Below are 21,792 nucleotides of genomic sequence, written 5' to 3'. Positions count from 1 at the left end.
AGGAGGGGATGTTCCTCATACTGCGCTGAAAAGCGGAGCGCCGTTCTCATTGCAAGCCGCGTCGTTTGGTCCAGACGAAGTCCGGTGATCAGTGTCGTCACGTCGGCGCGCATCCGACTTGGGTTTAGGTCGCTGCCAGAATCTCAACGAATTGCTCCATTGACGGCTGAGCAGCCTTTTGCATTTCGTGGAGGTCTTCAGGTTTGAGATTGGTATAGCGCCGGAGCATGCGCCAATCCTTGTGGCCCGTTACCATCGCAACCTGCTGTATCGAGAAACCGGCTTCAAATAGCCTGCTTGTGCCTTCATGACGCAAATCATGAAAGCACAAATCGTCGATCTCAAGGGCGTTGCATGATCTACGAAAGGCGGCCCCAACGGATTTTGAATGGTGGGGGAACACGCGCCCAACACCGCGTGTGATGATGCGTTGCTCGAGAACGAGCTGCCAAGCATCATAGCCGGTGGAATTGAGGAGAGGGACCACTTGATGATTTCCATCCTTTCTTCGGGGATCTTTGCGATCGCGGATAGTAACCGTTCGTTTTTTCATATCGACGTCAGGCCACTCTATCCGGCAAATCTCTGCCTGCCGCATTGCAGTTGCTACGGCGAACCGAACGATTCTTCCGAGCGGTAAGAATTGTTGGGGGTTAGACTCGGCATACTCGATCAATTGATTGAGCTCGTCCTGAGTGGGGCGGCGATCGCGCTCGTTCGACTTTCCGACGAGGTCGAGGCGTTTAAGGGCGGCTCGGGCTAACTGAACATGCTCGACAGAGACATCGATGCCATGCACGGCAGCGGCGTGGAGTAGGACCGCCCGAATGAACGAGAAATCGAACGCAAGGGTCGCCGGGCCGGCGCCCTGGGCGGCTCGCTTCCGTCCGAACTCGATCAATCTCTCGCGGGTCATATCTTTGAGGTTTACGCGCCCAAGAGAGGTTTTGAGCGCCTTAAGCACCATCGATTTCGATCGTCGAACTGGCTTACCGACCTCAGCAAGATCGTCGAGATGCAACGCGATCAAATCGGAAAAGATGCGCGGTTGCTCTCGAGACTTGGAGCGTCGGATCGGAGAGCCGCGATCGATTGAGCGCTCGACATCAATTGCCCATTCCTCCGCGTCACGCCGTCGGACGAAGGTGTTCGCGACGTACTCGCTTTTCCTCCTGACCTGAACGCGCCAGCTCCCCGACTTTAGCTTTGTAAAGGTCGGCATCGCGTGTGCACTCGCTCCGTTTTCGTGTGCGCTACGTGTGCACCGCGAGATCAAATGCGGTACAAACGTGTGCAATTTGGGCTAGTTTGAGTGCACACGTGTGCACCTGGTTCACGTTCTAGTCCATTGAAAGCATAGGGTAAGTAATTGGAATATCAAGATTATCGCTTTTCCGTGGCTCCTATGATGGACTGGACCGACCGGCATTGCCGCGTCTTCCATCGGCTGATGTCGCGGCGGGCGCGGCTTTATACGGAGATGCTGACGACCGGCGCCATCATCCACGGCGACCGGGCCCGGCTGCTCGGCTTCGATGCCAGCGAGCATCCGGTGGCGCTGCAGCTCGGCGGTTCCGACCCGCGCGATCTCGCGACGGCCGCAGAGATCGGCGAGCAGTTCGGTTACGACGAGATCAATCTCAATGTCGGCTGTCCCTCCGATCGGGTGAAGGATGGCCGCTTCGGCGCCTGCCTGATGGCCGAACCGGCGCTGGTCGCCGAAGGCGTTGCGGCGATGAAGCGTGCGGTGCGGATTCCCGTCACGGTGAAATGCCGGATCGGCATCGACGACCAGGATCCGGAAGTCGCGCTCGATACGCTGGCGCGCGGGGTGATTGCCGCGGGCGCGGCCGCGCTCGTCGTGCACGCGCGCAAGGCCTGGCTCAACGGATTGTCGCCGAAGGAGAACCGCGACATCCCGCCGCTCGACTACGATCGGGTCTATCGCCTCAAGGCGGCGCTGCCGCACGTGCCCATCATCATCAATGGCGGCATCACCAGCCTTGCCGAGGCAAAGCAGCATCTGAAGCATGTCGATGGCGTGATGCTGGGGCGGGCGGCCTATCAGGAGCCTTGGCGGCTGCTCACGGTCGATTCCGAGCTGTTCGGCGAGACTGCGCCGCACGTGACGATGAAGGACGTGTTCGCGGCGATGCTGCCCTATATCGAGCGGCAGCTTGCCGAAGGCACGCGGCTGCATTCGATCACGCGGCATTTCGTCGGCGCCTTCCATGGCGTCCCGGGCGCGCGTGCGTTCCGCAGGCACCTCGCGGAGAACGGCGTTCGGCCGGGGGCTGACATCGATGTGCTGCGCGAAGCGATCGCATGCGTCGACGATCGCACGCCGGCGGCGGTCGCGGCCTGAGGGCGATCGTTATGGCTTGCGCTGACGCCGCGTGACGTCTTGTGCGACCTTCAGGAAATTGAACAGATGCGGCATCCGGTTGTCGCGCCGGTAGTTCAGCGACAGCGCAGTGCCTGGATTGTGTCCCTCATAGGCGCGGTAGGCGACGCCGGGCCGCTCCGCCTCCGAGACCGATTTCGGCACGAGCGCGATGCCGACGCCGACCGACACCAGGCTGATCGCGGTCTGATAGTCCTGGGCCAGCACCTGCGATTTCGGAATGAAGCCTTCTTCGAGGCAGATATTGAGGATGTGGTCGGCGAAGCTCGGGCGCGGCTTGCGCGGGTAGAGGACGAACGTCTCGGCCTTCAGCGCCGCCAGCCGCGGGACCTTTTGATCGAGCAAGGGCGAAGTGTCTGAGAGCGCGAGAATCAGCGGCTCCTGCAGCAGCGGCTCGGACTTCAGCTCCTCGTCGTCGAGCGAGGGGCGGGCGATGGCGATATCGATCTCGCGCTGGATTACCGCGCGCTTCTGCTCGGCGTTGTTCATCGCCGACAGCGCGAGCTCGACGTCAGGATAGGCCGAACGAAACGCCTGGATCACGCTCGGCAGCACGCCATAGGTCGCCGATCCGACGAAGGCGACGCGCAGGTGCCCGGAAAAGCCTTCACCGATCCGCTTGATCTCGCGGTGCGTGCGGTCGAGCCGCTCCAGCACGTCGCGCGCACGTTCCAGAAGAACGCTGCCGGCCTGGGTCAGCCGGATCTGGCTGCGGCTCCGGTCGATCAGCATGACGCCGAGATCGCTCTCGAGTTGCGCAATCTGCCGGCTGAGCGGCGGCTGCGCGATCGCGAGCCGCGATGCGGCACGGCCGAAATGCAGTTCTTCGGCGACGGCGACGAAATAGACCAGCCGCCTGAGATCCATGACATCGTCGCGATCGGTCACGGCTAGCCGAACGCTTGCTCGCGCGCTTCCGCGGAAGCGGCGGAAAAATCCTGCCGGGTTCGATATCGGGTGGTCATGTGCGCACGATCGAGACGATGGTTCCAACGCGAAGACTGGGCGTGGGTCCGTGGATTGTCAATTGTCCGCGGGAACGACGCCATCCGGCTAGTCCTTCCGGGCGAAGGTGCGGATCTTGTCCTCGTCGACCTCTACGCCGAGACCGGGGCCATCAGGGACGCAGATCTCGAACTCGTCGAATCTGATCGGGTTGACGACCAGATCCTCCACCAGGATTCGCGGACCGAAATGTTCGGTGCCCCATTCGAGCCTGGGCAGGGTGGCGAAGGCGGCGAGATGCGCCGCCGCGCCGATGCTACTCTCCAACAGGCAGCCGCCATAGAGCTCGAGCCCGTGCGCGGCCGCGACCGCAGCGGCGCGCTTCATCTCGAACAGGCCGCCGCTCTTGACGAGCTTCAGCGAGTAGACGCTGCCGCAGCCCATCGCGCCCGCGCGCGCGATTTCCTCCTTGGTGAAAGCCGCTTCGTCCACCAGCAACGGGATCGAAGTGCGGGCCGCGACCCGCGCCATCGCTTCCAGTTGTAGCGCCGACACCGGTTGTTCGATCAGGGCAACATCCAGCTCCTCCAGCGCGGGCATGAAACGGATGCATTCGGCCTCGGTCCAGCCCTGGTTGACGTCGACGATCAGGCGCACCTCATCGCCGAGACCGGCGCGCAGCGCCTGCAACCGCTTCAGATCGACCTGCGGGCGGTTGAAGCCGAACTTGATCTTGAACTGGCGGTGTTCGCGGCGCCGCAGCTTCTCTTTCGCTTCTTCCACCTCCTGGCTGCTGTCACCCGAGGCCAGCGCCCAGATCACCTCCATGCGTTCGCGCACGGCGCCGCCGAGCAGCACGCTGGCGGGCAGGCCGAATGTCTTGCCGGCGGCGTCGAGCAGCGCGGACTCGACGGCGCCCTTGGCGGCGAAATTGCGGGTGGCGGCCTTGCTCATCCGCAAGGCATTGGCTTCGAAGGCGAGGGCAGGCTGTCCGAGCAGCGCCGGCGCCAGATAATTCGTGACCGCGGCCTTGATCGACTCCACGCTCTCCTCGGCCCAGCGCGGCCCGCCGAGCGTCGAGGCTTCGCCGATGCCCGTCACGCCGTTGTCGAGCAGGACGCGCACCAGCACGTAACCCTGATGCGTGACTTCGGTGTTCGAGAGCTTGTGCCGGCGGCGGGTCGGCGCCTCGACGATGGTCGCGCGGATACTGCGGATCGCAGTGTCCCTTGCGTGAGCCTGCACTCGCTCCACGGGTTCGGCGATTTCGATCACGGCACGACTCATATGTCCTCGCAGGTCAGTTCAGAATGAGCCCTGCCAGGCTGGTGGGCCTGGCAGGACGTAACGGGTCTTACTCGGCCGCGACGAGCCGTTCGACGGCGGCTTTCTTGAGCTTGAAGTCGAAGTTGAGAACCAGATCGGTGTCGGCGCCGGCGGGGGCCTTGGCGAACCTGCCGATCAGGCTCTGCTTCACGGCGAACACCGAGTCGTTGTCGAGATACTTGGTCTCGGAATCGTAGATCTGCGAGATCAGCGATTGATAGCCGTCCTTCGAAAGCATGAAGTGGATGTGGCCCGGACGCCAGGGATGGTGGCCCATATATTTCAGCAGCTCGCCGCCGGCGCCGTCATAGGGGATCGGATAGGGCTCGGGGCGGAGCGCCACGAAGGCATATTCGCCGTTGGCGTCGGTCGTGAAGCGTCCGCGCAGATTGTAGGCCGGCTGTTCCGGATCCTGCAGGTCGTAGAGGCCGTTCGGCGCGTCTTCCCAGACGTCGATCGTGACGCCCTCGATCGGCCGCCCCGCGGTGTCGCTGATGCGCCCTGAGACCTTGACGGTCTGCGCGTTGTCGAACGTCTTCTTGATGATGGAGGCGCCCTTGGGCAGCACCGGCGGGTTTTCCCGGTAGAACGGTCCGAGCACGGTCGACTCGCTCTCGCCGTCGGTGACCCGGTGGTCGAGCATGTCGACCAGCACCTCGACGCCGAGGATGTCGGCGATCAGGATGAACTCGTTGCGCTTCTCGTCCGAGATGTCGCCGGCACGGCGCAGGAATTCGCATGCGGCGAACCACTCGGCGAAGGTCAGGTCCACCTCCTTGCAGAAGTCGTGCATGTGGCGGATCAGGCTCGTCATGATCTGCCGGTTGCGATCCGGAATGTCCTTGGAGAGCGCGGCGATCACGTGGTCGGTGATGGTGTCCTTGTTGACGTTCAGCATGGTCGTTCCTCCTTTTCTTGCAGTTTGCTCAAACTTGCATCCCCGTTTTTTCGGGAATATCGGTTGCTGGTCTCACCAGACAAATTCGTAAGCGGCATTCTCCAGCGTCGCGGGCGCGGGGTGCGGATCGGCAAGGCCGCCGAAGCGGCCGCGGAAGAACAGCAGCGGTTTCTTGCTGGGCTCCAGCGACATCTCGCGGACGTGGCCGAGGAAGATCGTGTGGTCTCCGGCGACGATCTCATCGGCGAGATCGGTCACGAAGTATGCCGCCGCGTTGGCGATCACAGGCAGGTCGTTGCGGCGTTCGAAGACGTCGCAGAGGTCGAGCCTTGGCTTGCCGGCGAAATGCCAGGCGAAATCCTCCATGCCCTCGGCGAGGATGCTGACCGCAAAGCGGCCGGTGTTCTGGATGTTGCACAGCATCTTCGCGCTCTTCGCGATCGAGATCGCGACCAGCGGCGGATCGAGCGAGACCGACATGAAGGCGTTGGCCGTCATGCCGTGATCGCGGCCCTGGCAATGCGTGGTGATGATGGTGACGCCGGTGCCGAACTGGCCACAGGCGTTGCGCAACTCTCGCGGATCGATGGCGGTCATTGGCTTGCGACCTCGAGTTGGGCCAAACCGGATCGGTTGGCCGGTGGCGCGGTCACGATATCCCGCCAGTTTTCCAGCGTCGCCGCGGTGGCGGCAAGGCCGGATCGTCGCAAGGCGCGAATCCGGCTGCTGGAGACGATCTCGCCATTGCCGCAGCGCACTGGCGGCAGGATGCGGGTGTTGAAGTGCTGCCGCAACAGCAGCGCGGTGCCGCCCTTGCAGGACCCGAAGCGGAAATCCTCGCCAACGATGACTTCGCGTGGTCGCAGAAGCTGCAATTCGGCGAGGAAATCGAGCGCGGTGCGCCGGACGTAGATCTGGTTGAAATCGGCGACGACGACGTGGTCAGGCGCGAATGTTGCGATGCGCTCGAGTTTTTCGCGAAGCGAAATCAGCGGCTCGGCCTGGCCGAAATACACTTTTGGCGGCGGATCGAAGGTGTAGACCACGGCTGCAATGCCGCGGCGCCGCGCTGCCGCGATGGTCTGCCGCAGCAGTTCCTGATGGCCGCAGTGGACGCCGTCAAATGCGCCGATGGTCACGACGCAGGCGTCGAGGGCCAATTCCCCATCGCGATGGAAAGCGACAGCGCTGCTGTCAAAACCCTTGCCCATGGTTCGCTCCCTTGCCGTGCTGCATCAGCTGCGGCTTGCGCCGGCCGAAAGATCCCTGCCGTCCGGTCCGTGCCATCGAGTCATAGCCCGAGCCGGGCCGGTCTGCGCGGTATGGTGTGATACCTTTCGCCCGCTCCGGGTGAGCGCGTAGCGTTTCCTCCGATGTCACGCCGTCCAAGAGCGTGACGAGATGGTCTTAAGGCCGGTGTGGCAACGCCGCCGGTCCAGCGACACAAGCGGAGGAGAAACCCATGACTACAGCAGCAGCCCTGCGGGCCGACGTGCCAGCGTCAACCACCAGCGTCTATACCGGTGCGGAATTCCTGGACAGCATCCAGGACGGCCGGGAAATCTACATCTACGGCGAGCGCGTCAAGATCGTCACCCAGCATCCCGCCTTCCGCAATTCGGCGCGGATGGTGGCGCGCTGGTACGACCGTTTCCATGAGAAGAAGGATCAGATCGGCGTCCTGACCGATACCGGCTCGGGACAGCTGACCCATCCGTTCTTCCTCGGCTCGAAGACGGCCGACGACCTCGTCAAGGGCCGCGATGCGATTGCCGAATTGCAGAAGGTTGCGTTCGGCTGGATGGGCCGCTCGCCGGACTACAAGGCGTCGTTCCTCGGCACGCTGGGGGCGAATTCAAGCTTCTATGGCGATTACGCCGGCAATGCGAAGAAGTGGTATGCCCGGACCCAGGAGCGTCTGGACTTCTGGAATCATGCCATCGTCAATCCGCCGATCGATCGCGACCGCGCCATCGAGGAGGTGCGCGACGTCTTCATGCATGTCGAGAAGGAGACAGACGCCGGCCTGATCGTTTCGGGCGCGAAGGTGGTCGCGACCGGCTCGGCGCTGACGCACTACAACTTCATCGCCCACTACGGTATTCCGATCAAGGATAAGTCGTTCGCGCTGATCTTCACGGCGCCGATGGATGCCAAGGGCATCAAGCTGATTGCCCGCTCGTCCTACGAATTCACGGCGGCGGCGACCGGCTCGCCGTTCGACTATCCGCTGTCCAGCCGCTTCGACGAGAACGACTCGATCCTCGTGTTCGACAAGGTGCTGGTGCCCTGGGAGAACGTCTTCATCTATGGCGATGTCGACAAGATCAATCAGTTCTTCCCGGCCTCGGGCTTCATCCCGCGATTCACGCTGCACGGCGTGACGCGACTTGCCGTCAAGCTCGACTTCATCGCCGGCCTGTTCTCGATGGCGGTCGAGGCGACCGGGTCGAAGGACTTCCGCGGCGTGCAGACGGCGGTGGGCGAGGTGATCGCCTGGCGCAATCTGTTCCACGGCATTGCGGATGCGATGGTGAAGTCGCCGATCGCCTGGCAGGGGACCGAGGGCTACAATCTGCCGAACCTGAACTACGGGCTGGCCTATCGCGTCTTCGCACCGATGGCCTATCCGCGGATCAAGGAGTTGATCGAGAGCCATGTCGCGAGCGGCCTGATCTATCTGCCGTCGAGTTCGGCCGATCTGGAGAGCGAGGCGATCCGGCCCTATCTCGACCGCTTCGTGCGCGGTTCCAACGGCTATGCCGCGATCGACCGGATCAAGCTGCTGAAGCTGCTCTGGGACGCGGTCGGCTCCGAGTTTGGCGGCCGGCATGAGCTCTACGAGCGCAACTATGCGGGCAATTACGAGAACCTGCGCGTCGAGACGCTGATGGCCGCGAGCGCCACCGGCGACCTTGGCGCCATGCAGGATTTCGTCCGCAATTGCATGAGCGACTACGACGTCTCCGGTTGGACGGCGAAGGACCTCGTCAACCCCGACGACATCAACCTCGTCAGCCGCGGTCTGGTGCAGGGCTGACGATCTGTTAGACGGATCAATGGAGCCGCCACAGTTGCGTGGCGGCTCCACGCTGTTCCATCTTGTCGCAGAAGGGGTTCACTTGTCATGCTGTTCCACGTCGAAATGGATGTGCGGATTCCGCACGATCTCCCGGTCGAGAAGGTCGACGCGCTGAAACAGGCGGAACGCGTCCGCGCCATGGAGCTGCAGCGTACGGGGGCCTGGCGCCATCTGTGGCGGGTGGCGGGGCGCTACGCCAATGTCAGTATCTTCGACGTGTCCGGCGCGCAGGAATTGCACGACATCCTGTCGAGCCTGCCGCTGTTTCCGTTCATGGAGATCCAGGTCACGCCGCTGTGCCGGCACCCGTCGTCGATTCACGACGACGATCGGTAGCGGTGGAGTAGGCGCCGTCGCGCTAGTCGACGGCCGTACGCGGGCGCCGGTGGCGACTTGAGGTGTTGATGCTGCCGGTGACGTCGGGGTAGCCGGTCAGGCTCAGCGTGTCGGCGCGAACGCCCCAGCTCTCGAGCCGGTCGAGGAAGCTCATGCCGAGCAGGTTGGTCTTCATCTGCCCGCGCTGCACCACCAGCGCCGGCACCGATTTCTCGACCAGCTTGCCGACCGCTAGCCGGTCGAGCGTCAGCCGAGCCGCCTTGGTGTGACCGCCGGCGGTCTCGAGGTCGACATTGTATTCGAGCATATCGATCGGCAGCCCGATCGCTTTCGCGGTTTCCCAGGTCAGCACGACCGAGGTCGCGCCGGTGTCGATCACCATCGGGGCGCTGACGCCGTTGATCTTGGCGCGGAACGCGAACTCGCCGCCCTGGCCGCGCGCGATCTGCACCGCGGGGGCGGAGCTGGAGGTGGAGGCTGCGGCGGTGATGCTGCGGCCGAAGATCTGGGTCAGATTCTCCCTGGCGCGGGCGATCTGCTCGGGGTCGCCATAGGCAACGACGGCGCCGGCGGTTGCCATCAGCAGCACGATGACGAGGAGGATACGGGTCACGGCGCAACTCCCGCCGCGATCACGCGCGCTTCGGACGCGGCTCCATGCGCTCGAGCCCAGCCTCGGCCATGCGGGCCGGCAGCGTCGCCATCACCGACAGCCGCTCCGTGCGGTCCATCCTGTGCCAGCGCGCGATCTCCGGGAGCGTGCGGCCACAGCCGAAGCAGAGCTTCGTCCTGGGGTCCATCATGCAGACTGCGATACACGGCGTCTCTGAGCTCATTGTTCAAGTGTTGAACGGTTTCGGCGGCCGGTGCAAGCCGGTTGACATGGGATGCAGCATCACGCCTCGGCATTTTGTCGCGAGCATGGTCCTGGCGCGAACGCCTTGGGTTTGTTGCCAAAGCGTTTTCGAGCGAAGTGGATACCGGTTCGCGTAAAGAGAACGCGTCAGAACCAAAATCTGGAGCCCCGTTCCGAATCCATCGAAACGGAAAGGGCTCTGGCGATAACCGCGTCACGATCTTCCGCGACATGCTCTACAATCCGGTGCCGGCACTCATGATCGACTTGCGGCGCACGCGTTTCCGGTCGGCGCCCATCGCGGGCTCGACGGGCTCCGGCGGCTGCATCGGCGGCGCTTCTTCAGTCATTGGCGCCAGCGCGCTCATCACCCGTTCCGGTGGCAAGGTGACGATCACCTCGGTGCCGATGCGCAGCTTCGACTTCAGCGTGAAGGTGCCGCCATGCATGTCGATCAGGCTTTTCGCGATCGGCAGGCCAAGGCCCGCGCCCTGTTCCGCCGACTTGATCGAGTTGGAGCCCTGGCCGAAGGAGGCCAGCACGACCGGGATCTCGTCCTCGGCGATGCCGCTGCCGGTGTCCTTGACGCTCAGATATTGCCCGCCCGACGCCGTCCAGCCGACCTTCAGCCAGATTTCGCCGCCCTGCGGCGTGAACTTGATCGAGTTGGAGAGCAGGTTGAGCACGACCTGGCGGATGGCGCGCTCGTCGCCCCAGATCCTGGGCATGCCGTGCTCGAACACCTCGTGGATGGTGATGCCGCGGCTGGAGGCGCGCAGCTTCAGGAGATGGTGGCAGTCGGCAACGACATGCACCAGCGCTACGGCCTCTTCGTTCAGCTCGTAGCGGCCGGCCTCGATCCGCGACAGGTCGAGTATCTCGTTGATGAGATTGAGCAGGTGCACGCCGGAATTATGGATGTCGGCGGAATATTCCTTGTACACGGGCACGGTATGCGCGCCGAAAATCTCGCTCTTCATCACCTCGGAGAAGCCGAGGATCGCATTGAGCGGTGTGCGCAGTTCGTGGCTCATCTGGGCGAGGAAGCGCGACTTGGCGACGTTGGCGGACTCGGCGCGGTGTCGCGCCTCGTCGGAGATCGCCTTGGCCTGTTCCAGCTCACCGATCAGCGCATCCTTTTCGGCGCGGGCCTCCAGCGTCGCCAGCGTGGTCGAATGCAGGCGGTGCGCGAGCAGGGCAAAATAGCCTTCGGCCGCAAGCGCCAGCAGCGCCAGCACGTAATTGTCGAACGCGCCGTTGAGCACGAGGTCGAGCGCGATCCCGACTGTTACCGGAACGGTCGCCGCAAGGGCTGCGATCGGCAGGCTCGCGGCCAGCATGCTGGAGACTGCGATCACCAGCAGCATCAAAAACATCATCAGCGTGTTGGAGGCGAGATCGCGCCCGGCGGGGTGGATCAGGATCGCGGTCCAGCACAGCCCGTAGAGCAGGTCGAGCAGCACGAAGCGGGTCCGCCATTTGCGGGTCACCGCGACCGAGGTCGGCTCGGCGAGGAAGCGGGCGCAGCTGCGGATGATCGCGAGATGGACGCAGAGGATGCCGACCGTCCAGGCGCCGGCCACGATCGGCCTCATCCAGAGGCCAAACAGCACGCCGGTTGCCACCACGAGCAGCATCACGACGTAGGACGCCGAGATCCGGGTCTGGGCGTATTGACGGAGCAGTTCGGCGTCGAACGCCGGGCGGGTTCCACTGGTTGACGTTAACCGATCCCGCGCCTCGCGCACCCGCTGCGCGGCGACGCGCCGGCTGTTCACCGGCGCCGTCACCTGAGGTCCTGCCGGAAGCGCTACAACTTCAGGCTTTTCTGCGGGATTACTCATCAACAACACAAATCCTGCCCACGAACCGCGCGGGCTTTTTGCATTGTCTATCTGTGACGCTAAATCATTAAGCGTTGCCTTAAAGAGCTAAGGAAAAGCGTAAACGGGAAGTTAAATTAACTTTTGCGCACGGGCGCCGCGCCGTTGCGAATGGAGGCTCGCAATCGCCACCGGTCGCGCCCCGGCGTCCGCAAACATAGGCGACGAGGTCACGTGGCAGGTGACCCGCCGGCGCGGATCACCATGGCCGTATGCGAGGAGGAACTAGCGCTGCAGACGGGCCAGCAGGCTCGACGTGTCCCAACGCTTGCCGCCCATCTTCTCGACCTCGGCATAGAACTGGTCGACCAGCGCGGTGGCGGGCAGGGTGGCGCCGTTGCGGCGGGCCTCCGCCAGCGCAATCGAGAGGTCCTTGCGCATCCACTCGACCGCGAAGCCGAAATCGTACTTGCCCTCGTTCATGGTCTTGTAGCGGTTCTCCATCTGCCAGGACTGCGCCGCGCCCTTGGAGATGGTTTCGATCACGGCGGCGACGTCGAGGCCGCTCTTCTTGGCGAAGTGGATGCCCTCGGACAGGCCCTGAACCAGACCTGCGATGCAGATCTGGTTGACCATCTTGGTGAGCTGGCCGGCGCCGGCCGGGCCGAGCAATTTGCACATCCGCGCGTAAGCGCCGGTGATGATCGGCTCGGCGCCCGCATAGGCGTCTTCGGTGCCGCCGCACATCACCGTCAGCACGCCGTTCTCGGCGCCGGCCTGGCCGCCCGACACCGGCGCGTCGACGAATTTGAAGCCGGCCTTGGTCGCGGCGGCATCGAGCTCGCGGGCGACCTCGGCGGAGGCGGTGGTGTGATCGACGAAGGTCGCGCCCTTCCGGATCCCGGCGAAGGCGCCGTCGGGGCCGATCGTGACCGCGCGCAGGTCGTTGTCGTTGCCGACGCAGCACATCACGAAATCCTGGCCTTCGGCGGCGGCCTTCGGGGTCGGCGCCGTCTTGCCGCCGAACTTGTCGGCCCATTCCTTCGCCTTCGCCGCGGTCCGGTTGTACACGGTGACCTCATGGCCGCCTTTTTTCACGAGGTGTCCCGCCATCGGGAAACCCATCACGCCGAGACCGAGAAAAGCGACTTTAGCCATATCTGTTACCTTGTGATTTGCCGTGGTGATCGCCCTTCGCCTGCCGGCAAATTCGCGGCGGGCAGGGCATTCCGTCCATGGAAGGAGCCGCACCATACCCCCTGTGCAGCGGAGGGCAACGGCCTTGGTGGGATGGCAGAAGGCGGTTTTGTGCTAGGATCGGCCCACCAACGAACTTCACAAAAAAGGGAGTGTCTCGCATGGGCATGAGCGTCGGTGTGCTCGATCATTTCAATATCCGGACCCGGAATCTCTCCGCCACGGTGCGGTTCTATGAGGACATTCTGGGCCTGGAAAAGGGCGCGCGGCCGAACTTCGCGTTCCCCGGTGCGTGGATGTACAGCGAGGGCAAGGCGGTCGTGCATCTGGTCGATATTTCGGCGACCGACGAGGCACAAAAGCCTGACTCGGGCGTCGTCCATCACGTCGCCTTTGCCAGCCAGGGCTTCGATGGGATGCGGCAGCGGCTTCAGTCCAAGGGGATGGAATTCGACTCGCGCCAGGTTCCCGGCGGCGATCTCTGGCAGATCTTCGTCAACGACCCGAACGGGGTCATGATCGAGCTGAACTACGAGGCCGCCAAGGAAGGCGGCTCGGCTGCGCCGGCCGAGCGGCGGGACGACGTCGGAGCGAGGTAGCCTTTTGCGCTGCAACGCTCTATGGGTCGGTCTCTTGAACTTTCCAGGAGATGCGCGGTGAGCGTGACGCAGCAACAGGTTCTCGATTGCCTTGCCAAGGTGATGTCGCCACGCGGCACGGCCTTGACCAACGCCAATGTGCTGTCGGCGATCACGGTCACCGACGGCAAGGTGTTCTTCTCGATCAATGTCGACGCCGCGGAGGCGCGCGCCTGGGAGAGCGTGCGTGCGCAGGCCGAGAACGCCGTACGCGCCATTCCCGGCGTCAGCGTCGCGATGATCGCGCTGACCGCCGAGCGCAAGGCGGGCGGTGCGGCGCCCGCGCCGCGGCCGGCCGGCGGCGTCCCGCCGGCGTCCGCCCATCGTCATCCGCATCCGCCCGGCGGGCAATCGCCGATGGCCCGGCAGGCCGAGATCCCCGGCATCTCCGCCGTCATCGCCGTCGCCTCCGGTAAGGGCGGCGTCGGCAAATCGACCACGGCGCTCAACCTCGCGCTCGGTCTGCGCGACCTCGGCCTGCGCGTCGGGCTGCTTGACGCCGACATCTACGGCCCGTCGGTGCCGCGGCTGACCGGCATCCGCGAGAAGCCGCAGCTCAATGACGACAAGAAGATGGTCCCGCTACAGCGCTTCGGCCTGTCGATCATGTCGATCGGCTTCCTGGTCGAGGAAGACACCGCGATGATCTGGCGCGGGCCGATGGTGATGTCGGCGATCACCCAGATGCTGCGCGACGTCGCCTGGGGCACGCTCGACGTGCTCGTGGTCGACATGCCGCCCGGCACCGGCGATGCCCAGCTCACGCTGGCGCAGAATGTCCCGCTCAAGGGCGCCATCATCATCTCGACCCCGCAGGACCTCTCGCTGATCGACGCCCGGCGCGGGCTTGCGATGTTCAAGAAGGTCAACGTGCCGGTGCTCGGCATCGTCGAGAACATGAGCTATTTCCAGTGCCCGCATTGCGGCACCCGCTCGGATATCTTCGGCCATGGCGGCGCCCGCCACGAAGCCGAGAAGCTGGGGGTGCCGTTCCTCGGCGAAATCCCCCTGCACATCGCGATCCGCACCGCCTCCGATGCCGGCAACCCGGTGGTCGAGAGCGAACCGGACGGCCCGCACGCGGCGATCTACCGCGCGATCGGCGGCAAGGTCCGCGAGCAGCTGCAAGGCGTCATCGCGGCAGCCTGAGCCTGCGCTGCTGGGCCGATTGGTCGCGAAGCGTCGGGAGCCCGGCGGGCTTTCTTCACAGGCTCGTGGCCTTTGGACGATTGCTGAATCGGTTCCGGCCTGTATGTTTATGCAGGAGTGGCCGAATCGTACCACCCTTCGATCAGCGGAAGGCGGCCACGGGTGAAGCCAAAACTGCGGGAAGGGGCCGTGAGGCGACCATCGACATGGCAGCATCACGCGAAGCAAACAAGCAGCACCGCAAACATCTGACGCGGGAGAAGCGCGCAGAGGCCTCCCGGCTGGCGTTCAACATGGCCAAGAAATCCGACTCGATCGGCGAGGCCGCCGAGGTGATCGCCAAGACGTATGGTGTCAGCAAGACAACCGCGCAAAGCTGGATCCGGCGCGGGCGGTATTTGGCTGATCAAGCCAAGAAGGCGCGGGCGACGACGCGGCGCTGATTGCTCCCGTAACCCGGTGGTTGAGAGCGGACCGGACGGCCGCACGCGGCGATTTACCGCGCGGTCGGCGGCAGCTCCGCGGCCACCTGCCAGGCGTCATCGTCGCTGCTTGAAGGCGCATTTTCCGGCTGATTTCCAGCCTCATCAGACTTTCGTTTAATTGGCGCGGTCATGCCATTGTCGCGTTTCCGTGAAGCCACCTTCCGTGTTAAAGGGCCGACCCAGAGCGCCTCGGCAAGCCTTCATGCGCCTGCCGGAGAACTGCTTGCGGTCACTGGGAAACGCCCCTGAAGGAGAAGTCTTACGATGAAGCGTCGTGATTTTTTGAAAGTTTCTGCGGCCGGTGCTGCCGCGACGGCGGTTGCCGCGCCGGCGATCGCGCAGTCATCGCCTGAAATCAAGTGGCGCCTGACCTCGAGCTTCCCGAAGTCGCTGGACACCATCTATGGCGGTGCCGTCGAGCTGTCGAAGTACGTCGCCGAAATGACCGACAACAAGTTCCAGATCCAGGTGTTCGCGGCGGGCGAAGTCGTCCCCGGCCTGCAGGCGCTGGACGCGACCTCCAACGGCACGGTCGAGATGTCGCACACCGTCGCCTACTACTATGTCGGTAAGGACCCGACCTTCGCGATCTACGCGTCGGTGCCGTTCGGTCTCAATGCCCGCATGCAGAACTCCTGGTGGTATCAGGGCGGTGGCCAGGAGCTCGGCAACGAGTTCTTCAAGAAGTTCGGCGTGATCGGTTTCCCGACCGGCAACACCGGCACCCAGATGGGCGGCTGGTTCCGCAAGGAGATCAAGACCGTCGCCGACATGTCGGGCCTGAAGATGCGGATCGGCGGCATTGCCGGCCAGGTGCTGCAGAAGGTCGGCGTGGTGCCGCAGCAGCTCGCCGGCGGCGACATCTATCCGGCGCTCGAAAAGGGCACCATCGACGCGGCCGAGTGGGTCGGTCCCTATGACGACGAGAAGCTCGGCTTCCAGAAGGTCGCCAAGTACTACTACTACCCGGGCTTCTGGGAAGGCGGTCCGACCGTGCACTCCTTCGTCAACCTGGAGAAGTGGAACGCGCTGCCGAAGAACTACCAGGCGATCCTGGCCAACGGCGCCGCCAACGCCAACAGCTGGATGGCCGCGCGCTACGACATGCAGAACCCCTCCGCGCTGAAGCGGCTGGTTGCCGGCGGCACGCAGCTGCGTCCGTTCACCAACGAGGTGCTCGAGGCCTGCCTCAAGGCGACCAACGAGCTGTGGGGTGAAATCTCGGCCAAGAATGCCGACTTCAAGAAGTCGATCGAGGCCATGCAGGCGTACCGCTCCGACCAGTATCTGTGGTGGCAGGTCGCCGAATACACCTTCGACAGCTTCATGATCCGCTCGCGCACCCGCGGCTGATCGGCGTCTAGAGCTTTTCCCGTTCCGATGGAATCGGAACGGGGCTCTAGATTCTTGTTTTGACGCGTTTTCTTCACGCGAACCGGTATCCACTTCGCTCGAAAACGCTCTAGCCTTTTGGACGAGCGTTCGCGCGACGCGAACGCATTGCCCGGCCTCCGCAAGGAGGCCGGTTTTTTTGCGTCTGGCATTCGTGAAGGGGATGTTCCATGCTCGCATCCGAAGCCTCGGCACGAAGGCGGCGTGTGATCGGTCACCGGTCATGACGGCAAAAAGAAAAGCGGCGCGACGATCGAAAACAGTCGACGCTCGGACAACACAATCGAACAGGGCAGGATTCAAATGAAGCGAAGAGATTTCATCAAGGTCACGGGTCTGGGCGTCGCCGGCGCCGCCACGGTCGCAGCTCCCGCGATCGCGCAGTCGATGCCGGAGCTCAAGTGGCGCCTGACGACGAGCTGGCCGAAGTCGCTCGACACGCTGCACGGCGGCGCCGAGCTGATGGCGAAGGCGGTCGGTGAAGCCACCGACAACAAATTCCAGATCCAGACTTTTGCCGCGGGCGAGATCGTGCCGGGCCTGCAGGTGCTCGACGCCGTGCAGAACGGCACCGTCGAGATGGGGCACACCGCGCCCTATTATTATTTCGGCAAGGACCCGACCTTCACCTTCGGCTCCGCGGTGCCGTTCGGGCCCAACATGCGCCTCAACCAGGCCTGGTTCATGCTGGGCGGCGGCAAGGAGCTGCTCAACGAGTTCTACAAGAGCTACAACGTCACCTCGCTGCTCGCCGGCAACACCGGCTGCCAGATGGGTGGCTGGTTCCGCAAGGAGATCACCAGCGTCGACGATCTCAAGGGCCTCAAATTCCGCATCGGCGGCTTTGCCGGCAAGGTGATGCAGAAGCTCGGCGCGGTGCCGCAGCAGCTCGCCGGCGGCGATATCTATCCGGCGCTGGAGAAGGGCACCATCGATGCGGCCGAGTGGGTCGGTCCCTACGACGACGAGAAGCTCGGCTTCTACAAGGTCGCGCCGAACTATTACTTCCCCGGCTGGTGGGAGGGCGGCCCCATGCTGGTGGCGATGATCAACCTCGACAAGTGGAACGCACTGCCGAAGCACTATCAGTTCGTGCTCGAGCAGGCCGGCCATCTCGCCAACAACTGGATGATGGCGCGCTATGACCAAGCCAATCCGATCGCACTGAAGAAGCTGCTTGCGGTCGGCACCAAGCTGCGTCCGTTTCCGCCTGCGGTGATGGAAGCTTCCTTCAAGGCCGCCAAGGAGCTGCATGCCGAGGTTTCGGCGACCAATGCCAACTTCAAGAAGGTCTATGACTCGCTGACCTCGTTCTCCAACAACGGCTATCAATGGTTCCAGGTCGCCGAGGTCGGCTACGACAATTTCATGGCGCGCCATTCGCAGGCGTGATTGCTGCGAGTTGGACAGGAAATCAGCCTCGGAGCGAAAGCGCCGGGGCTTTTCCATGCCGCGATCACGGCCGCGGCGCGACGCGGCTTGCGAAGACGCATGACCGCCGGCCGCTGGCCGTAGCGGCAGCTGCCAGTTCTCGATCTCCGGGCGCGAACGTGCAATCCGTTATGTTATCATGGCTAGCTGACGTCAGCCTTACACGGGCGCAATCACAGGCGCCTGGCGTAGATTTTGATTGCAGCGGGTAGGCGGTATCTGTTTTCGGGGCAGTAACACTAGCTGGAGCAACATGCGCTTGTGTAGCCATCGAGACGTCACCTTCGCATGCGTCTTGTTTTGACGACAGCAAGGAGAAGATCGATTGAATGAAGTCAGGATTGCTGCGATGCGCCTTCTGATCGTCGAGGACAATGTCGAGCTCTCGCGGCTGCTCGCAAGCGGGCTGATGGCGGCGGGATACGAGTCCGATGTCGTCAACAGCGTTGCCGAGGCGCGCGATGCGCTGCGCAGCGTCAGTTATGCCGCCATGATCCTCGATCTCGGTCTGCCCGACGGCGATGGCTTGTCGGTGCTGTCGGAGCTTCGCCGCAAGACCGATCCGCTGCCGGTCCTGGTGCTGACCGCGCGGGGCGGCCTGCAGGATCGGGTCAGTGGCCTGCGCAGCGGCGCGGACGACTATCTGGCGAAGCCGTTCGCGCTGGAGGAGCTGGTGGCGCGGCTCGAAGCCATCCTGCGCCGACCCGGCCAGTTGCTCGGCTCCTCGCTGAAGCTCGCCAATCTGGTCTACGACACCGAGAGCAAGCAGGTGTTCGTCGACGGCGCTCCGCACGTGTTCTCGGCGCGCGAGACGTCGGTGCTGGAGATCCTGTTGCGGCGGCAGGGGCGGGTGGTGCCGAAGAAGAATGTCGAGGACCACATCTTCGGCCTGTCCGGCGAGGTCGCCTCGAACGCGGTCGAGGTCTACGTGTCGCGGCTGCGCAAGCTGCTCACGGAACACCGCGCCAGGGTCATCATCCATACCATTCGGGGCGTCGGTTATCTGATGGCGGAGGAGAAGTAGGCGTGTTCCGCTTCAAGTCGCTGACGTCGCGGATCGTGTTCCTGCACATCGTGGCGGTCGCGGTCGCGGCGATCTTCCTGCCGCTGCTGCTGCTGTGGCTGTTGAATTCGGAGATCAATCAGCTGCATCGCGAAGCGATGCGCGACCAGGCCGCCGATCTCGGCCAGAACCTCTCGGTCGATGCCGCGGGCAAGGTGCAGCTCAACCTGCCGGACAGCCTGAAGGGACTCTATTCCGACGCCTATGGCCGCTACCGTTACGACATCTACGATGCCGACGGTCACCTGCTGTTCTCGTCGCATCGCGAGGCGCCGCGACTGCCGGCGTCCGCCAACCGGATTTCCGGTGCCAGCGTCACCAAGCTGCTCGGCGGCCAGACGCTGCGCATCCTGGTCGCCGAGGACCTGTCGCATCGCGACGTCATCATCGACGACATCGTCTCCAATTTCTTTCGGCGGGTCGGCTGGATCACCATCCCGATCCTTCTGATCCTGCTTGCCACCGACATCCTGATCTTCCGCCGCGCGGTGACACCGCTGTTGCGGGCCTCGGAGGAGGCGAGAAGCATCGGGCCGGCAAGGACCGATATCCGCCTTCCGACGGAGGGGATTCCGAGCGAGATCCTGCCGCTGGTGACCGCCGTCAACCAGGCGTTCGATCGCCTTGAGGAAGGCTTTCACGTGCAGCGCCAGTTCACGGCCGATGCCGCCCATCAGCTGCGCACGCCGCTTGCGATCCTCAGGACCCGGATCGAGACGCTCGATGCGGCCAAGGGGACCGGGGAGCTGCATGCCGACATCGAGAGCATGAGCCGCATCGTCAGCCAGCTGCTGGAGATCGCCGAGCTCGACACGCTGGTGCTGGATCCCGGCGAAACCGCGGATTTGCGCGCGGTGTGCGCCGAGGTGGTCGGCTCGATCGCGCCCTATGCGCTGGCGCAGCGGAAGGACATCGCGCTGCGCGGCACCGACAGTCCGGTGCAGGTCAGGGGCAATGCGGAGATGCTGCAGCGGGCGATCTTCAATCTGGCGGAGAACGCCATCAAGTACACCGCCGACAAGACATCGGTCGATGTCGAGGTGCACGACAACGGTTCGGTGCAGGTGCGCGACTGCGGGCCGGGGATTGCGCCCGCCGAGCAGGGCCTGATCTTCCAGCGCTTCTGGCGCAGCGATCGCCAGCGCACCGACGGCGCGGGGCTCGGGCTCTCGATCGTGCGCGGCGTCGTCGACGATCACGATGCGACGGTGAGGGTGGAGAACCTGCCGTCCGGCGGCGCCCAGTTCACGCTGCGCTTCCGCCTCGCCAAGGCGGAGCCGTCCTGAGAGGCTTGTCGAGTCCGTGCCGTAAGCCTGCCGGTCTATTTCACCTTGCCGTCGGACAGATCCATGATCATGCGCGTGGTCAAATACAGGCGCGGCACGATGCTGTTGATCTGCACGAATTCGGCATCGTTGGAGTGTGCGCCGAAGCCCGACAGGCCCATGCCTTCCACCACGGCGCCCTTGGTCTTGAGGGCGGCAAATGCCGCGTCGGTGCCGCCGCCCGTGGCCCGCTCGGCCACGTTCAGCGACAGGCCGAGTTCCTGATAAATCGTCTTGCCGTAACCTGCGATGCGGCGCGAGGCGTCGGTGGCCTCGAGCGGCGGGCGGCGCACCTCGAACTTCACGTCCACCCTGGAGTCCGGCAGCAGGCGAATCTTGATCTTGTCCTGCAGGGCTCTCTCGAGCTCGTCGAAATCCGCCACCTTGAGCGCGCGCGCGTCGGCCTGGGCGGTGGCTTCGGCGGGGATCACGTTGCGGTTGGTGCCGGACTTGGACACCGTCCAGTTCAGCTTCAGGCCCTGCTCCGGCTTGGACAGGTCCTTCATCTGCAGCACCTGGTGTGACAGCTCATAGAGCGCATTCACGCCGCCTTCGGGCCTGGCGCCCGCATGCGACGACTTGCCGTGCACCGTGAGATAGGCCGAGCCGATGCCGCTGGTGGCGAGGCGCAGCGTGCCGTCGGTGCCGCCGCCCTCGAACGAGAACACGGCATCCTGTTCCGCGGCGATGCGGGTGATGGTGCTGCGCCAGCCGGGCGAAGAGATCTCCTCGTCGCCATTGATCAGCACGGTGAGCGTACCGTAATTTTTGAAGTTCAGCTTCTGCAGCAACGCCACGGCATGGAGGATGGTGGCGACGCCCTGCTTGTCGTCGGCAATGCCGAGCCCATAGGCCTTGTCGCCATCGATGCGGAAGGGTTGGTCCTTCAGCATGCCCTTGAGATACACCGTATCCATGTGCGCGATCAGCATGATCTTCGCGCTGCCCGTGCCCTTGAAGACGGCCTGCACGGCGGGACCGATCTTCTCCGGCGTGTCGTCGAGGCGGTAGATATCGGTGGTCTGCAGGATATCGACCGTGCCGCCGAGCTGCTTGAGCTGGCCGGCGACGCGCTCGGCGAGCTGGTTCAGGCCCTCGATGTCCTTGCTGCCGGATTCGATCTGCACGAGGTCGCGCAGGGTGTCGAGCAGCGGCTGCTGTTCCTGTTGCGCCAGCGCGCGAAGGTCGGCTGCATGCGCTGCGGGCGCGGCGAGCGCCAAACCAAACGACAGCATCAGCGGGCGAATGAACGAGCGGGCGGGACGCATTTGGGGCATGGCGGCGATCTGTGAGTTGGAGGACGATCCGTATCCCCGTCTTCACAGGCCTCGCCGGTGCCGTCAACAGCGGCGTGCCTCGCGCCCGCAAGAGCGCTTTCGAGCGAAGTGGACGCCGGTTCGCGTGAAGAAATCGCGTTAGAACAACAATCCATAGCTTCGGTT

At 64.0% G+C, this 21,792-nt stretch carries 21 protein-coding genes; 10 read left to right on the top strand and 11 right to left on the bottom strand.

The genetic code is table 11. The features are described 5' to 3' along the window. Positions 1-124: 124 nt before the first annotated feature. Positions 125-1,222 carry a site-specific integrase gene (locus J2R78_RS40825; RefSeq protein WP_253609195.1) on the bottom strand — a complete coding sequence of 366 codons (1,098 nt, stop codon included), beginning with the start codon at positions 1,220-1,222 and terminating at the stop codon, positions 125-127. 147 nt (positions 1,223-1,369) lie between these two features. On the opposite strand from J2R78_RS40825, the gene dusA reads away from it, so the two are divergent. Beyond that, positions 1,370-2,365 carry a tRNA dihydrouridine(20/20a) synthase DusA gene (gene dusA / locus J2R78_RS40820; RefSeq protein ID WP_256558751.1) on the top strand — a complete coding sequence of 332 codons (996 nt, stop codon included), beginning with the start codon at positions 1,370-1,372 and terminating at the stop codon, positions 2,363-2,365. A 9-nt stretch (positions 2,366-2,374) separates the two neighbouring features. Here the strand turns inward: dusA and J2R78_RS40815 are convergent, their stop codons facing one another. The 5 genes from J2R78_RS40815 to J2R78_RS40795 form a co-directional block, all read right to left on the bottom strand. Then, positions 2,375-3,292 carry a LysR family transcriptional regulator gene (locus J2R78_RS40815; protein ID WP_225162295.1) on the bottom strand — a complete coding sequence of 306 codons (918 nt, stop codon included), beginning with the start codon at positions 3,290-3,292 and terminating at the stop codon, positions 2,375-2,377. A 165-nt stretch (positions 3,293-3,457) separates the two neighbouring features. After that, positions 3,458-4,636 carry a muconate/chloromuconate family cycloisomerase gene (locus J2R78_RS40810; protein ID WP_253609193.1) on the bottom strand — a complete coding sequence of 393 codons (1,179 nt, stop codon included), beginning with the start codon at positions 4,634-4,636 and terminating at the stop codon, positions 3,458-3,460. A gap of 67 nt (positions 4,637-4,703) precedes the next feature. Continuing rightward, the gene (locus J2R78_RS40805; RefSeq protein WP_253609192.1) at positions 4,704-5,573 is read right to left on the bottom strand and encodes an intradiol ring-cleavage dioxygenase; all 870 of its coding nucleotides are present in this window, start codon (positions 5,571-5,573) and stop codon (positions 4,704-4,706) included. A gap of 72 nt (positions 5,574-5,645) precedes the next feature. Then, a complete protein-coding gene (locus J2R78_RS40800; protein WP_253609191.1) occupies positions 5,646-6,170 on the bottom strand; it encodes a flavin reductase family protein in 525 nt (174 codons plus the stop codon). Next, complete coding sequence (locus J2R78_RS40795; RefSeq protein ID WP_253609190.1) at positions 6,167-6,784, bottom strand: FAD synthetase family protein; 618 nt, start codon at positions 6,782-6,784, stop codon at positions 6,167-6,169. The genes J2R78_RS40800 and J2R78_RS40795 overlap by 4 nt, the downstream gene beginning before the upstream one ends. A 251-nt stretch (positions 6,785-7,035) precedes the next feature. Between J2R78_RS40795 and J2R78_RS40790 the strand changes: the two genes are divergently transcribed. Together J2R78_RS40790 and catC are read left to right on the top strand one after the other, a co-directional pair. Further along, complete coding sequence (locus J2R78_RS40790) at positions 7,036-8,613, top strand: 4-hydroxyphenylacetate 3-hydroxylase family protein (protein ID WP_253609189.1); 1,578 nt, start codon at positions 7,036-7,038, stop codon at positions 8,611-8,613. Positions 8,614-8,700: 87 nt separating this feature from the next. Next, complete coding sequence (gene catC / locus J2R78_RS40785) at positions 8,701-8,991, top strand: muconolactone Delta-isomerase (RefSeq protein ID WP_253587165.1); 291 nt, start codon at positions 8,701-8,703, stop codon at positions 8,989-8,991. Between the two features lie 22 nt (positions 8,992-9,013). Here the strand turns inward: catC and J2R78_RS40780 are convergent, their stop codons facing one another. From J2R78_RS40780 to J2R78_RS40765, 4 genes are all read right to left on the bottom strand, one after another. Beyond that, positions 9,014-9,604, bottom strand: coding sequence for a TIGR02281 family clan AA aspartic protease (locus J2R78_RS40780; RefSeq protein WP_253609188.1), 591 nt, complete (start codon positions 9,602-9,604; stop codon positions 9,014-9,016). Positions 9,605-9,623: 19 nt separating this feature from the next. Continuing rightward, complete coding sequence (locus tag J2R78_RS40775; RefSeq protein WP_253609187.1) at positions 9,624-9,827, bottom strand: DUF1289 domain-containing protein; 204 nt, start codon at positions 9,825-9,827, stop codon at positions 9,624-9,626. A gap of 256 nt (positions 9,828-10,083) precedes the next feature. Beyond that, a complete protein-coding gene (locus tag J2R78_RS40770) occupies positions 10,084-11,691 on the bottom strand; it encodes a HAMP domain-containing sensor histidine kinase (RefSeq protein ID WP_253609186.1) in 1,608 nt (535 codons plus the stop codon). Positions 11,692-11,955: 264 nt separating this feature from the next. Then, positions 11,956-12,828: an NAD(P)-dependent oxidoreductase gene (locus tag J2R78_RS40765; RefSeq protein ID WP_253609185.1), complete on the bottom strand. Its 873-nt coding sequence runs from the start codon at positions 12,826-12,828 to the stop codon at positions 11,956-11,958. 200 nt (positions 12,829-13,028) lie between these two features. On the opposite strand from J2R78_RS40765, the gene J2R78_RS40760 reads away from it, so the two are divergent. From J2R78_RS40760 to J2R78_RS40730, 7 genes are all read left to right on the top strand, one after another. Further along, entirely contained in the window at positions 13,029-13,466 is a 438-nt protein-coding gene (locus J2R78_RS40760; RefSeq protein ID WP_016843272.1) for a VOC family protein, read from the top strand. A gap of 57 nt (positions 13,467-13,523) precedes the next feature. Further along, entirely contained in the window at positions 13,524-14,654 is a 1,131-nt protein-coding gene (locus J2R78_RS40755) for an Mrp/NBP35 family ATP-binding protein (RefSeq protein WP_253609184.1), read from the top strand. A 293-nt stretch (positions 14,655-14,947) separates the two neighbouring features. Further along, positions 14,948-15,097 carry a hypothetical protein gene (locus J2R78_RS40750; protein ID WP_229160782.1) on the top strand — a complete coding sequence of 50 codons (150 nt, stop codon included), beginning with the start codon at positions 14,948-14,950 and terminating at the stop codon, positions 15,095-15,097. A 306-nt stretch (positions 15,098-15,403) separates the two neighbouring features. Then, positions 15,404-16,492 (top strand): TRAP transporter substrate-binding protein, encoded by a 1,089-nt coding sequence (locus tag J2R78_RS40745; RefSeq protein ID WP_092084399.1) that lies wholly within the window; start codon positions 15,404-15,406, stop codon positions 16,490-16,492. A gap of 342 nt (positions 16,493-16,834) precedes the next feature. After that, a complete protein-coding gene (locus tag J2R78_RS40740) occupies positions 16,835-17,923 on the top strand; it encodes a TRAP transporter substrate-binding protein (RefSeq protein WP_092084397.1) in 1,089 nt (362 codons plus the stop codon). A 388-nt stretch (positions 17,924-18,311) separates the two neighbouring features. Then, the gene (locus tag J2R78_RS40735) at positions 18,312-18,986 is read left to right on the top strand and encodes a response regulator transcription factor (RefSeq protein ID WP_028344544.1); all 675 of its coding nucleotides are present in this window, start codon (positions 18,312-18,314) and stop codon (positions 18,984-18,986) included. A 2-nt stretch (positions 18,987-18,988) separates the two neighbouring features. Further along, complete coding sequence (locus tag J2R78_RS40730) at positions 18,989-20,311, top strand: HAMP domain-containing sensor histidine kinase (protein WP_253609183.1); 1,323 nt, start codon at positions 18,989-18,991, stop codon at positions 20,309-20,311. A 35-nt stretch (positions 20,312-20,346) separates the two neighbouring features. Here the strand turns inward: J2R78_RS40730 and J2R78_RS40725 are convergent, their stop codons facing one another. Further along, positions 20,347-21,627 carry a M20/M25/M40 family metallo-hydrolase gene (locus J2R78_RS40725; RefSeq protein WP_253609182.1) on the bottom strand — a complete coding sequence of 427 codons (1,281 nt, stop codon included), beginning with the start codon at positions 21,625-21,627 and terminating at the stop codon, positions 20,347-20,349. Positions 21,628-21,792: the final 165 nt, after the last annotated feature.

The organism is Bradyrhizobium sp. USDA 4538, from assembly GCF_024171045.1.
GTDB classification, from domain to species: Bacteria; Pseudomonadota; Alphaproteobacteria; order Rhizobiales; family Xanthobacteraceae; genus Bradyrhizobium; species Bradyrhizobium australafricanum.
This window is presented reverse-complemented; position numbering and strand designations above follow the sequence as displayed.

What these genes read in the sequence shown, in the direction of transcription:
- J2R78_RS40800 (WP_253609191.1), bottom strand. Translation starts at nt 6,170, where the DNA reads ATGACCGCCATCGATCCGCGAGAGTTGCGCAACGCCTGTGGCCAGTTC.
- J2R78_RS40770 (WP_253609186.1), bottom strand. Translation starts at nt 11,691, where the DNA reads ATGAGTAATCCCGCAGAAAAGCCTGAAGTTGTAGCGCTTCCGGCAGGA.
- J2R78_RS40790 (WP_253609189.1), top strand. Translation starts at nt 7,036, where the DNA reads ATGACTACAGCAGCAGCCCTGCGGGCCGACGTGCCAGCGTCAACCACC.
- J2R78_RS40795 (WP_253609190.1), bottom strand. Translation starts at nt 6,784, where the DNA reads ATGGGCAAGGGTTTTGACAGCAGCGCTGTCGCTTTCCATCGCGATGGG.
- J2R78_RS40735 (WP_028344544.1), top strand. Translation starts at nt 18,312, where the DNA reads ATGCGCCTTCTGATCGTCGAGGACAATGTCGAGCTCTCGCGGCTGCTC.
- J2R78_RS40810 (WP_253609193.1), bottom strand. Translation starts at nt 4,636, where the DNA reads ATGAGTCGTGCCGTGATCGAAATCGCCGAACCCGTGGAGCGAGTGCAG.
- J2R78_RS40745 (WP_092084399.1), top strand. Translation starts at nt 15,404, where the DNA reads ATGAAGCGTCGTGATTTTTTGAAAGTTTCTGCGGCCGGTGCTGCCGCG.
- J2R78_RS40750 (WP_229160782.1), top strand. Translation starts at nt 14,948, where the DNA reads ATGGCCAAGAAATCCGACTCGATCGGCGAGGCCGCCGAGGTGATCGCC.
- catC (WP_253587165.1), top strand. Translation starts at nt 8,701, where the DNA reads ATGCTGTTCCACGTCGAAATGGATGTGCGGATTCCGCACGATCTCCCG.
- J2R78_RS40825 (WP_253609195.1), bottom strand. Translation starts at nt 1,222, where the DNA reads ATGCCGACCTTTACAAAGCTAAAGTCGGGGAGCTGGCGCGTTCAGGTC.
- J2R78_RS40775 (WP_253609187.1), bottom strand. Translation starts at nt 9,827, where the DNA reads ATGAGCTCAGAGACGCCGTGTATCGCAGTCTGCATGATGGACCCCAGG.
- J2R78_RS40725 (WP_253609182.1), bottom strand. Translation starts at nt 21,627, where the DNA reads ATGCCCCAAATGCGTCCCGCCCGCTCGTTCATTCGCCCGCTGATGCTG.
- J2R78_RS40805 (WP_253609192.1), bottom strand. Translation starts at nt 5,573, where the DNA reads ATGCTGAACGTCAACAAGGACACCATCACCGACCACGTGATCGCCGCG.
- J2R78_RS40740 (WP_092084397.1), top strand. Translation starts at nt 16,835, where the DNA reads ATGAAGCGAAGAGATTTCATCAAGGTCACGGGTCTGGGCGTCGCCGGC.
- J2R78_RS40765 (WP_253609185.1), bottom strand. Translation starts at nt 12,828, where the DNA reads ATGGCTAAAGTCGCTTTTCTCGGTCTCGGCGTGATGGGTTTCCCGATG.
- J2R78_RS40760 (WP_016843272.1), top strand. Translation starts at nt 13,029, where the DNA reads ATGGGCATGAGCGTCGGTGTGCTCGATCATTTCAATATCCGGACCCGG.